The organism is Brevibacterium sp. LE-L (assembly GCF_050214925.1).
In the GTDB taxonomy this organism is placed as follows: domain Bacteria; phylum Actinomycetota; class Actinomycetes; order Actinomycetales; family Brevibacteriaceae; genus Brevibacterium.
This window is the reverse complement of sequence record NZ_CP189759.1, coordinates 3,862,797-3,874,410: the sequence shown is the minus strand read 5'-3', so window position 1 is coordinate 3,874,410 and position 11,614 is coordinate 3,862,797. Positions and strand designations below refer to the sequence as shown.

Sequence of the window (11,614 nt, the reverse complement as noted above, 5' to 3'; positions counted from 1 at the left end):
GTGTGCCGCGAACGGTGGGTGATGGGTGCTCGTCGCGGCCTCAGCGACGATGGCGGGCGCCGGATCAGGGATTCGTATCGTCACCGGGGGATTGCGTGTGCATGTCATCGCCGGGGGCGTGCGTGTGCATGCGAATTCCCTCATTGTTGAAGATGCTCAGCACCTGGGCCGAGCGCTTGCCTGCTGCGCAGATGCTGTGCGGGATGCGGGTGTCGAATTCGGCGGCCTCCCCGTTGGTGAGGACGAGATCCTGACTGCCGAGGAGCAGGCGCAGTCGCCCAGAGATGACGTAGAGCCATTCAAAGCCGTCGTGGACCTGCGGCTCCGGGGGAGTGGCGACGGGCGGGTAGGTGATCCTGTAGGTGGCGACGGGAGAGCCCTCTGGTGCGAGGGGCGTGATGACCATGCCGTTCCTGCGGATGGCTCGGCGGCGAACCCGAGGGTCGGCAGCCTTCGGAGTCACGAGATCGTCGATGCTGATGCCGAACTGACGAGTGAGGGGGAGGAGCAGCTCGAGACTGGCTTGTCTCTTTCCGGATTCCAGGCGTGAGAGGGTGCTCGGTGAGATGCCGGCGCGAGTGGCCACCTCGTCGAGTGTCCAGTCTCGATCATTGCGCAGTGCGCGCAAACGCGGCCCGATGTGTTTGAGTTCCTCAGTCATGTCCGTCCCTGAATCTCCCGGATGCGGTGGTCTCCGACTCCTTGTCTTGCCAAATGTGCAAGAAGCATTGCGCACGGGCAAGGTCTGAGCTGACCATGAAAGCATGAGCGAACACTGGGAAGTCATCATCGTTGGAGGAGGCGTCGCCGGCTTGTCGGCGGCACTGACCTTGGGACGCGCGCGCAGGCAGGTGCTGGTGGTCGATGTCGGCGAGCCGCGCAACCGCTTTGCCGCGCATATGCACGGCATGCTCGGAAGCGACGGGGTCGACCCCAGCGAGCTGCTGCGGCGCGGACGAGAAGAGGTGAGCGCCTACGATGTCACGATCCGCCCGGGGGCAGTCGAGACTGTCGCAGAGGTCGATGATGGACTCGCCGTGACCTTTGCAGATGGCAGTACGGCCACGACGCGCGCCCTCATCGCAGCGAGTGGTCTCGTCGACGAGCTGCCCGAGATTCCGGGACTGACGCAGCAGTGGGGCGCCGGCGTCCTGCATTGCCCGTACTGCCACGGGTGGGAGGTGCGCGGGCAGCGTCTCGCCGTGCTCGGCACGTCTGCGATTTCGCTGCACCAAGCTGAACTGATCCGGCAGTGGAGTGACCAGGTGACCTTCTTCACCGCCGACTGCGGAGCCATCAGCCCAGACGTTGCTGCGCGCCTGCGCTCACGGGGCGTGAGACTCATCGACTCACCGGTGGCCGAGGTCCTCACCGAAGGTGAACGCCTGACCGGGGCACGCCTCGCCGACGGCAGCAGCATCGCCCTCGACGCGGTGTTCATCGCACCGTCGTCACGACCGCAGGATGAGTATCTTGCCCCTTTCGACCTCGACCGCGCCGAGAACCCGATGGGCAGCTTCGTCGCCGTCGACCCGGCCGGCCTGACCAGCCACGAGCGAGTCTGGGCGGTCGGCAATATCGTCAACCCCGCAGCGAACGTGTCCGTCTCCATCGGGGCCGGGTCGACGGCCGGCGGCATGGTCAACATGGCGTTGGTGAGCGAGGACTTCGACCGAGCCTCATCCGGGCACGCTGACGAACACGCCGGAGACGCGAACAACGCCGAGGTGCAGAAGACAGACGTGCCAAAGGCAGACGTACAGGGCACGGACGGGCAGAAGGCGGACGTGCAGGGCACGGACGTGCAGGGCACGGCATCGCCAGCGAATGAGTCGCCTGAGGAGTACTGGGAGGCCCTGTACGCCGAAAGTGCCCAACGATGGTCGGGACGGGCGAACGCCTCCACCGCCGAGGTGGTCGCGACGCTGGGTGCCGACCATGGCGCTGCCGCGCTCGAGCTCGGCTGCGGAGAGGGCGGTGACGCCGTCTGGTTGGCCACTCAGGGGTGGCATGTCACCGCTGTCGATGTCTCGACAACGGCGATCGAACGCGGTGCCGACAGTGCTCGGGAGTCCGGAGTCGCCGAGGCGATCACCTGGATCAGCCACGACCTGTCCACGTGGACGACCGAGGAGACCTTCGACCTCGTGACCGCATCGTTCTTCCACTCGACTCCTGAGATGCCGAGGACCGAGATCCTTCGCCGTGCGGCCAAGCGGCTGCAACCCGGTGGGCACCTGCTCATCGTCTCTCATGTGTTTGATGATCCTGAGGACATTCCGCCCTGGGTGCTGCGCTATTACGAGACCGACGACCCAAGGGACCCCGCGCTGCAGGACGAACTCAGCCACCTGCTGACCCCGACGGCCGAGCTCGCTGCTTTGGCGCTTGACGAAGCCGAATGGGAGATCGTGATCGAGGAGGTCCGTCCGCGTGAGACGGCCGGTCCAGACGGTAAGGAGACGGCCGTGGTCAAAGACGGCGTGCTCCTGCTGCGGCGACGAGCTGTCTGAGGGTGCTTCTCGCCGTCGCAGCGAAGCACCCCGCTCAAGCTGTCCCTGAACCCTGCCGGTCGCCCGGCAGTCGGGGCCGCATCTGAGCCTCTTCAGTCCTCCGCGATCTTCACGCGGCGACGGTCTTTCTCCAGCCGTACTTCGTGGCTCGACCGTGAGGGGTTGAGCAGCTTGAGCAGCGACAGCGCAATCGCAGCTCCGAGAATCGCGCAGCCGGCAGGCAGCAGCATCGCGGTCTTCGCGTCGAAGGCATCGATGATGTTGCCAGCGATCGCCGAACCGAAGGCGACGCCGAAGCCCAAGGAGGTGCCCAGCCAGGCGAAAGCCTCGGTCAGCCGCCTCGGCGGGGCCAGCTGCTCGATCACGGAGTTCGCGCCGATGAGGCTCGGCGCGATCGCAGAGCCGACGACCACGAGAATGATTCCGTAGGTGACCATGGACTGCGCGAGCAGCATCATGCACGCGCCGACGGCCAAGCCGGTCACGGCCACACCGAAGCGGTGGTGCACCGCGGTCTGCCAGTTCCGGGCCCCGTACAGGGCGCCCGACAGCAAGGATCCCAGCGCCAGGCACGACAGCAGCACACCGGCCGAGGACTTCACCCCGAGTTCGTCGGCGAACGCGACGGCGATGACGTCGATGGCACCGAAGTTCACGCCGAGGAAGATGTTGACGATGATGATCGCGAAGATCCCCGGGTTCGAGAACACGTGACCTTTCGCCTCGGTGGTGCGTTCGACGGGAGGCGGTTCGGTGGCCTTCTGAACGTAGAGCAGCAGCGATCCCACGCCCACGGTGAGCATCGAGAGGATGATGCCTGCAGGCGGCCACACCGCTGTGGCGAGCACCGTGGCGAGCACGGGTCCGGAGACGAACATCAGCTCATCCGCGACGGACTCCCAGGAGAACGCGGTCTGCAGCTTCTTCGGCGAGTCGACGATGTGTGACCAGCGTGAACGCACGAGCGAACCGACGGAGCCGACAGTGGCGCCGCCGATGCCGGCGAAGATGAACACGAAGCCGACCCACCAGTCGAGATAGACGGAGAAGATGAGCAGCGTCAGTGAGGCCAGGTGGGTGATGACGATGGGCACCATGACCCTTGCCTGGCCGTGGCGGTCGACGAGGCGTGCGATTCCGGGGCCGGCAAGCGCTTGGACGATCATGTACACGGCGGTGACGATGCCCGCCAGACCGTATGATCCGCTCACGCCCTGGATGAAGAGGACGATTCCCAATCCCAGGACTGCGATGGGCATGCGGGCGACGAGACCGGCCAAGGAGAACTTGAGCGCACCGGGAAGCGATAGGATTTCCCGATAGTTGTTGAACACCAGAGAAGTCTACCCAGCCCGCCCCCGCGCCGACCATACAGATCCGTGCCATTCCTGGTGAGTCCTCTCACCTCGGCGGGGGAGCGCCGTCGAAGTGCGCCTGGGTATGTAACAAAAGCTATACAATAAGCGAGATTGCCCACTTTCTCCCGGCGCATTGCGCCGACCGCCCGAATCCCGGAGTGCCGATGACGGACAACACCACCTTCGATGATCTCTTCGACAACCAGCACGAGGAACAGCAGCGACCGCGGAAGAAGAAACGCGTGTGGCGCAAAGTCCTCGTCATCCTGCTCATCATCGTCATCCTCGGCGTGCTCGGCATCGGACTCTACGTGTGGAGCATCGGCCGATCCTTCGACAGCAATTCGAACCGGCTGAGCGACGAGCAGGTCTTCGGCAAGCAGAAGGTCGGCGACAAGGGCGACGGCGGCACGAACATCCTGCTGCTCGGCTCCGACGAGCCGATGGACCAGGTCGACGTCAACGATTCGCGCGGTCTGCGCTCGGACACGATCATGGTCATGCACCTGCCCAACGACGGCGGCAGCGTCCAGGTCATGTCGATCCCGCGAGACAGCTACGTCGACATCGAGGGGCATGGGAAGGCGAAGATCAACGCGGCTCTGTCATACGGCGGTCTGCCACTGGCGGTGTCCACGGTGTCGGACTTCATCGGCACGGACCTCGACCACGTGGCGATCATCGACTTCGAAGGGTTCAAGGCTCTCACCGACAGCCTCGGCGGGGTGACCGTGAACTCGGAGCAGGCGTTCGAGAAGAACGGCTACACGTTCAGCCAGGGCCAGAACGACCTCAACGGTGACCAGGCGCTGACCTTCGTCCGTGAGCGCAAGCAGTTCAAGGACGGCGACTTCCAGCGGGCGCGCAACCAGCAGGCGTTCATCCGCGGGCTGACGAACGAGATCATCTCGGCCGATACGCTGTCGAACCCGAAGAAGATCCAGGACATGGTGAAGAACTTCGCGCCTTACATGTATGTCGACTCGGGCCTGGACGCGAAGTACATCTCCGGCACGGCCTTCAACATGCGCGATGTCCGTCCCGGCGACATCGAGTTCTTCACCGCCCCGGTCGCCGGCGTCGGCACCGCGCCGAACGGTGCGTCGATCGTCAAGGTCGACGATGACGAGCTGAAGAAGGTCCAGGACGCGTTCCAGAACGACACCGTCGACGAGTACGTGCAGAACGCCCCGGAGGCCCACCTGTAATCCTTCGCCGAGGCGGCCGATCCTGGCCAGTGCCCCGCCCACCATCGGGGCCGGTGACACATTACGTACGCTCCGAACCACTTTTCGTGCGCTGCGCAACACATTCCGTACGCGGGCGGACACTTTTCGTCCCCTGCATCTGGATCGATACAGATGACTGGCACCAAATGTGGTTGGCCGCCGGAGCGTAGAGACCTTGGCCCTCCCGGGGCCACCCCGGCCTGCTTCGAATCATGTCGAAGCAGGCCGAGTCGAAGCAGGCCGAGTGGTGCGCCTGCGGTGCGCTCCGTGGCGAGAGCCGCGCCGGAGAGTCACGCCGAGGCTTCAGCCCTCGAACTTGACCGAGTGCACGCCGTGGGGTGTGCCCCACTCGTTGTCTGGGTTGGACACGGCTTCGTTAGCGACTCCTAGAGTCATCGTCTCGCCGGTCACGGTGTTCTCGTAATCGACGTAGATCGTGCCTGCCGCTCCTTCTGCACCGACGCGGTTCCAGTGGGATCCATTGTCATCTCCGTGATTGGCCAGTGCCTTTGCGACCTTGGGCGAAGCGAAGGCTTCGACACGGTCCGTGGCACCCTGCCCCCATGCGCGCACGAGTTCATCGGCATAGGTGACGGGGACTGTCGGGTAGTACACCGACTGCGTGCCGACGCCGGAGTCTGACGTCTCGCTCGATGAATTCGCGGACGAGGTATCGGCGGCCATGGCCGGCCCGCCGACGAGCCCGATGCCGGCGAGACCGGCGACGGTGGCGATTCCCAGGGTTGCTGCGCGATTGCGAATGGTGGTCTTCATGGTGTCTCCTCTGTGTCGCCACCTCGCGGGAGCCGTTCGCTCGTTGCGTGGTGGCAGGTTAGCTGACGAGGATCAAGTATTGTGGCCGATTCTGAGGATGCAGCAACGATGGCTGGGAACCGACTTGGAAACGGTTACAGCATGCAGACAGGACTGTTGCAGTCATGCGACGGTGCATGTCGCGTGAGCATGAGTGACCGATTGACGGCAAAGAACCTTGGCAGTGGAATCGGTGGTGACGAAGCTATGACAGTGATGTTCTCAGATGATGCTGGGGCACTGGCCGCAGACGGGTGCCGCGTTGAATATGACAGAACCGTGTAGTCAGCGATACGTGATCGTGATTGGATTCTGCCTGCAGGGCTGCGGTCGTCTTCCCGAGCTTGGCCTCAGGCGTGCGGAGTAGTGTTGTCAGTGAAGCGATGGGAGGAAGGGGCGAGACAGTGGGCCATAGTTTCTCGGATCCGCTTTCGCTGCATTCGGCAGCGCCGGCCGCGTGCCATCACAGGATCCGCATTGAGGCGCTGGCCAACGCACCCATGTTCGAGGCGTTGCCTGACGAAGAACTTAAGAGCCTCGAACAACAGGTCCGTGCGCCCGGATACGTCGCTGGTGAGCGGATCTGTCAAGCGGGGGATCGGGCCAGTCATCTCTTCATTGTCGCCTCGGGGGCGGTCAAACTCCTGCGCCCGTCCCCGCGAGGTGACAGTGCTGGGACCGGGAGACAGCTTCGGAACGCTGACTCGCGTCGACCACTGCGGTGAGACCGCCGTCGCCATGATCGATTCCTGTGTCATCAGCATTCCTGTTCGCGCTATCCGCAGCGTCCTCGAACGGCATCCGAAGGTCGCGATGGCGGCCTTCGACGAACTCGCCGAGCGGCTCGAACAGTCCTACCAGGCGCTCGAACAGCTCTCTGTCGGCCGCGCTGATCAGCGGGTCGCCGCCGTGCTGCTGAGTCTGGCAGAGAAGCTCGGCCGGCCGGGAGGCGGGCGGATCGAACTGCCGATCCCGCTCAGCCGTGCCGATCTCGGCGCCATCGCCAGGATCGCGCCGGAGTCCGCGAGCCGGGCGCTGGGTCGTTTGCACGCAGCCGGCGCCGTCGATTTCGGCCGTCAATGGACGTCGATCGTGGACCAGGCCCTCCTGCACGAGATCGCACAGTCCTGACTCGTCCCGCAGTTCCTCGACGCCCGGCCGTGCCGGACCGGGGCCGCTTCTGCCGTACATGATCCCGATCATGTACGACCGAAGCGGCGGTCTCTTAGAGTGAGAAAGATCCGGGAAGCTGGTTCGCGCACAGTGCTGCATCGCGTTGCCGACGGTGCGCCGAACCTTTATGCCCGCGATGTGAGGAGACGTGAGAAAGGCGGTCGAACCTGATGACCTATGTGATCGCGCAGCCATGTGTCGATCTCAAGGACAGAGCCTGTGTCGAGGAATGCCCGGTCGACTGCATCTACGAAGGAGCACGCAGCCTCTACATCCATCCCGATGAGTGCGTCGACTGCGGCGCATGCGAACCGGTGTGCCCAGTGGAGGCGATCTTCTACGAAGACGATGTGCCCGACGAGTGGGAGGACTACTACAGCTACAACGTCGAATTCTTCGACGATCTGGGCTCGCCCGGCGGTGCTGCCAAACTCGGCAACATCGGTCGCGACCATCCCGCTGTGGCCGCCCTGCCTCCCCAGAACCAGGATTACACGGGCTGAGAGACCCCGCCGTTCAGAGCGCCGGCAGGGCGCTCACTTCAATACGCCGTCGACCAGCGTCCGGGCGTCGTGTTGGACCTGGCGCAGATGATCCTCATCGCGCAGTGATTCGGCGTAGATCTTGTACACGTCTTCCGTGCCGGAAGGACGCACGGCGAACCAAGCGTTGTCCGTGGTGACCTTGAGCCCGCCGATGGGCGCATTGTTCCCCGGCGCCGAGGTGAGCACCGCCTTCACGGGTTCACCGCCGACGGACTGTGCATTGACCTGGGAGGCGTCGAGCGCTCCGAGGCGAGCCTTCTGCTCGCGGGTGGCGGGGGCATCCTGGCGGGCGTAGGCGCTGGTTCCGTGGTTCGCTGCCAGACCCGCGTAACGCTGCGAGGGACTCTGCCCGGTCGTTGCCGTCATCTCGGCGGCGAGCAGGGCGAGGATGATGCCGTCCTTGTCCGTCGACCACACTTTCCCGTCGCGGCGGAGGAACGAGGCCCCGGCCGATTCTTCGCCGCCGAAGGCCAGCGAGGAGTCGAGCAGTCCGGGAACGAACCACTTGAAGCCGACGGGAACCTCGAACAGGGTCCGATCGTGGGATGCCGCGATGCGGTCGATGATCGACGAGGTGACCAGGGTCTTGCCGATGCCGGCTGCAGTCGGCCAGTCGGTGCGGGAATCGAGCAGGTAGTCGATCGCCGCGGCCAGATAGTGGTTCGGGTTCATCAGTCCGGCATCGGGGGTGACGATCCCATGCCGGTCGGCGTCGGCGTCGTTGCCCGTGGCGATGTCGTAGTCGCCGCGGGAGGCGATGAGGCCCGCCATCGCATGCGGCGAGGAGCAGTCCATGCGGATGTTCTCGTCCCAGTCCAGGGTCATGAATGACCAGGTCGGGTCGACGTCGGGATGGACGACGGTGAGGTTGAGATCGTAGTCTTCGGCGATCGCGGCCCAGTAGTCGACGCTCGCGCCGCCGAGCGGGTCAGCTCCGATCTTCAGCCCGGAGGAGCGGATGGCGTCGAGGTCGATGACGGATTCGAGGTCGTCGACATAGTTCGAGACGTAGTCGAAGTTCTCGGTGTTCTCCAGATGGAAGGCCCGCTGGAAGGCGGTGCGCGGAATCTTCTCCCACCCGTCGAGGAGGTAGGCGTTGGCGCGTTCGGCGATCCACTTCGTCGTCTCGGATCCGGCCGGGCCGCCGTGGGGAGGGTTGTATTTGATGCCGCCGTCGGCGGGCGGATTGTGGCTGGGGGTGACGATGATGCCGTCGGCTTGGGCATCCGTGCGCGACATTCCCGAGTTGAAGCCGAGGATCGCATGCGAGACGGCCGGGGTCGGTGTGAAGCCGTCGCGTTCGTCGATGCGCGCAGGCACCTCGGCGGCGGCGAGCACCTCGAGGACGGTGAGGAACGCGGGCTCACTCAGCGCGTGGGTATCCCGGCCGAGGAAGATCGGCCCGCGGATTCCCTTGTCCCTGCGGAAGTCGACGATGGCGGCGGTGATGGCAGCGATGTGCGCCTCGTTGAAGGATCGGTTGAAGCTCGAACCGCGGTGGCCTGAGGTCCCGAAGCTCACTGCTTGCGAAGGCACCGAAGGGTCGGGAACCAAGTCGTGATAGGAATCGAGAAGGGCAGGGATGTCTACGAGATCCTTGTCCTGGGCCAACTGGCCGGCGCGAGTAGTCATTCTTCTACCTTGCCAAATCCGGGCCACCTGTCACAGTTGTGTCCACGGAGTTCTTGCATCGTGGACTCGGCAGACATGACTGAGCGAGATTCCACGGTCGAGCCCTCGCCGTCGCAGACTCAGTCCGGCGGCTCCACGGAGTCGTCCTCTTCTTCCTTCGTGTCTCCACCGCTGATATCCCGGTCTTTGTCGGGGGAGGACCCTTCGGCTTTGGCCTGGGCGTCCTCAGGGTCTCGCTCGATGGGAACCTCGTGCTCGGCGGCGATGCGCTCGAGCCTTTCTTCAGGTGTCTGCGAGCTGCCTTCCGCGTCAGGGTCGGGACCGACTCCTACGGCAGAGCTCTTGATCTCGCGATCGTCGTCGGTTCCGTGTTCCTCTGTGTTCTCCGGCAGGTTCTTCTTCTCGTCGCTCATGGACTCCTACTCCTTTCGGAGGTGAACACCGGTACCGCGTTCCATCGTGGCGGCGGTGATTGTGAACAGAACAGTGCGTTCCGTGGTTCCGACGCTAGACCCCAACGTGGCGTGGGATCAAGACCCGTTCGGCTGCTGCCCCGGACGGGGATGAGACCCGCGGGACGAGCCGTGACGGGCATCGACCCTCACTTCACCCAGGGTTCCTCGCCGGTCTCCGAGACGATGGGCTTGCCGTTGTCGAGGTTCCAGGAACCCATGCCGCCGGCCACGTCGAAGGCGTCGAAGCCGTTCTGGTTGAGCCAGGCCACGGCCCGGTTCGAGCGTCCACCGGTGCGGCAGATGACGTACATGTCGTCATCGAGGGGCAGATCGTCGAGGCGGGTGGGCAGTTCGCCCAGCGGCACGTGGATCGCGCCTTCGATGTGCCCAGCTTCCCACTCGTCGTCCTCACGGACGTCGATGATGGCGGCACCTTCGGGAATGTCGTTGACGGTGACGGTAGTTTCTTCATCCATGGCCCCAGTCTAGGCACGGCGCTGCGGAGTTCGCACACGTCCCGAAGCAGACTGCGAACACCGTGGGGAGCCCCGCGCAGCCGTGTCGACAGTTCCCGGTTCGGTGGCTCCGCAGTCTCGAGTCGGCGTCCCCATCGTGCCGATTCAGCAGCCAGACCGCCCCGGTTTGACGCCTCCGCGGTCCCGTCCCAAGGGGGCTGTTGCCACTCGGGAAGTCGTGTGAGAATGACGGTGCAATCGCTCATGTCCGTTCCGATCACGGATCGCACGAGCGGCTGAAGTGCCAGGAACCGTCTGCGAAGGGAAATGGTCATGGTCAATAGGGATACAAGCGATGAGTCCACTGGCGAGAAGAAGGCCCGCGATATCGCGGCCAAGCTCGACAAGTCGACCGAGCCGCTGGGCGGAACCTCGAACGTGGATCAGGTAGCCGAAGTCGGCTACACCGAACGGAACGTGGAGGCACGCGCCCAGAACGCGGCCGAGGATGAAGGTGTGACGCTGCATCGCAATCCCGATGGATCGCACACCGCCATCGACGAATCGAGAGCCGCCGAGGCGACCCCGACGTCCGGTGCCGCAGGGACCCCGTCCTCTGGCGCCGCAGTTGCTCCCGGCATGGGCGCGGCGGTCGGAACCACCCCTGAGGCCGAGGACGTCGACAGTGTTCCCGGCATGGGAACGGCGGTCGCCAGCACGGCTGGAGGCGGTGCCGCGAGCGCAGCGGCTGCCGCTTCTGCCAGCGACGACACCGAGGGCGGCCCGACTCGCGGCGCTGGCAGCAGTCAGGCCGCAGGTGAGACGGCGACGAACGATCTCGGTCACGCCGATGTCGTCAAGATCCTCCGCGGTGCCGACACCGTGATGCTCGCGACCGCACTGCCTGATGGCAAGATCCTCGCCCACCCGATGGCCCCACAGGAGGTCACGGAGAACGCGGAAGTCTGGTTCTTCCTCACTCTCGACGGCGATCAGGCGAAGGCGCTGCGGACGAACCCGGAGGTCAATCTCAGCCTCGCCGAGGCGGGCAACTGGCTCTCCGTGGCCGGCCGCGTCGAGTTCGTCAATGATCGGGCGAAGGTCGAGGAGCTGTGGAGCGATTCGGCCAAGGCGTGGTTCGAGAGCCGGGAGGACCCGAACCTCGGCCTCATCAAGGTCGTCACCGACTCCGCCCAGCACTGGGGGTTGCCTGGTGGGAGGGCCTCGGGCCTGTTGAAGATGATCAAGTCCAAGATCACCGGAGACCGTCCCGGAGGCGGCACACAGACCACAGAACTCTGACACCACAGGCGCTGGCCACTGAGGCCACGCGCCGAATAACGCACGGAGCGCCGAGACACGCCCGCACGCCAGCGTGTCTCGACGCTCCGTCCGTTTTTGGAGGGAAGCAGCCGGTGCCCGGCACCCCGACCCCGTCGCG

Annotated in this window: 11 protein-coding genes; 5 read left to right on the top strand and 6 right to left on the bottom strand. The window is 64.8% G+C overall.

What is annotated here, in order from left to right; all coding sequences use genetic code 11:
- Positions 1-64: 64 nt before the first annotated feature.
- Positions 65-661 carry a helix-turn-helix domain-containing protein gene (locus tag ACQE2J_RS17585; RefSeq protein WP_426936761.1) on the bottom strand — a complete coding sequence of 199 codons (597 nt, stop codon included), beginning with the start codon at positions 659-661 and terminating at the stop codon, positions 65-67.
- A gap of 103 nt (positions 662-764) precedes the next feature.
- On the opposite strand from ACQE2J_RS17585, the gene ACQE2J_RS17580 reads away from it, so the two are divergent.
- A complete protein-coding gene (locus ACQE2J_RS17580; RefSeq protein ID WP_167854503.1) occupies positions 765-2,513 on the top strand; it encodes a bifunctional NAD(P)/FAD-dependent oxidoreductase/class I SAM-dependent methyltransferase in 1,749 nt (582 codons plus the stop codon).
- A gap of 92 nt (positions 2,514-2,605) precedes the next feature.
- Here ACQE2J_RS17580 and ACQE2J_RS17575 read toward each other — a convergent pair whose 3' ends face one another.
- Positions 2,606-3,847: an MFS transporter gene (locus ACQE2J_RS17575; RefSeq protein WP_135542528.1), complete on the bottom strand. Its 1,242-nt coding sequence runs from the start codon at positions 3,845-3,847 to the stop codon at positions 2,606-2,608.
- A gap of 188 nt (positions 3,848-4,035) precedes the next feature.
- Between ACQE2J_RS17575 and ACQE2J_RS17570 the strand changes: the two genes are divergently transcribed.
- Complete coding sequence (locus tag ACQE2J_RS17570) at positions 4,036-5,079, top strand: LCP family protein (protein ID WP_135542530.1); 1,044 nt, start codon at positions 4,036-4,038, stop codon at positions 5,077-5,079.
- A 324-nt stretch (positions 5,080-5,403) separates the two neighbouring features.
- Here ACQE2J_RS17570 and ACQE2J_RS17565 read toward each other — a convergent pair whose 3' ends face one another.
- Positions 5,404-5,874: a hypothetical protein gene (locus ACQE2J_RS17565; RefSeq protein WP_135542532.1), complete on the bottom strand. Its 471-nt coding sequence runs from the start codon at positions 5,872-5,874 to the stop codon at positions 5,404-5,406.
- A 708-nt stretch (positions 5,875-6,582) separates the two neighbouring features.
- Between ACQE2J_RS17565 and ACQE2J_RS17560 the strand changes: the two genes are divergently transcribed.
- Together ACQE2J_RS17560 and fdxA are read left to right on the top strand one after the other, a co-directional pair.
- Positions 6,583-7,044 carry a Crp/Fnr family transcriptional regulator gene (locus ACQE2J_RS17560; RefSeq protein ID WP_135542534.1) on the top strand — a complete coding sequence of 154 codons (462 nt, stop codon included), beginning with the start codon at positions 6,583-6,585 and terminating at the stop codon, positions 7,042-7,044.
- A gap of 212 nt (positions 7,045-7,256) precedes the next feature.
- A complete protein-coding gene (gene fdxA / locus ACQE2J_RS17555; protein WP_135542536.1) occupies positions 7,257-7,589 on the top strand; it encodes a ferredoxin in 333 nt (110 codons plus the stop codon).
- 33 nt (positions 7,590-7,622) lie between these two features.
- Here the strand turns inward: fdxA and pgm are convergent, their stop codons facing one another.
- From pgm to ACQE2J_RS17540, 3 genes are all read right to left on the bottom strand, one after another.
- Positions 7,623-9,263, bottom strand: a complete 1,641-nt coding sequence (gene pgm / locus ACQE2J_RS17550; protein WP_135542537.1) for a phosphoglucomutase (alpha-D-glucose-1,6-bisphosphate-dependent) — start codon at positions 9,261-9,263, stop codon at positions 7,623-7,625.
- Positions 9,264-9,382: 119 nt separating this feature from the next.
- A complete protein-coding gene (locus tag ACQE2J_RS17545; RefSeq protein WP_135542539.1) occupies positions 9,383-9,676 on the bottom strand; it encodes a hypothetical protein in 294 nt (97 codons plus the stop codon).
- Between the two features lie 188 nt (positions 9,677-9,864).
- Complete coding sequence (locus tag ACQE2J_RS17540) at positions 9,865-10,194, bottom strand: rhodanese-like domain-containing protein (protein WP_135542541.1); 330 nt, start codon at positions 10,192-10,194, stop codon at positions 9,865-9,867.
- Between the two features lie 312 nt (positions 10,195-10,506).
- On the opposite strand from ACQE2J_RS17540, the gene ACQE2J_RS17535 reads away from it, so the two are divergent.
- Positions 10,507-11,475 (top strand): pyridoxamine 5'-phosphate oxidase family protein, encoded by a 969-nt coding sequence (locus ACQE2J_RS17535; protein ID WP_346763100.1) that lies wholly within the window; start codon positions 10,507-10,509, stop codon positions 11,473-11,475.
- Positions 11,476-11,614 lie beyond the last annotated feature (139 nt).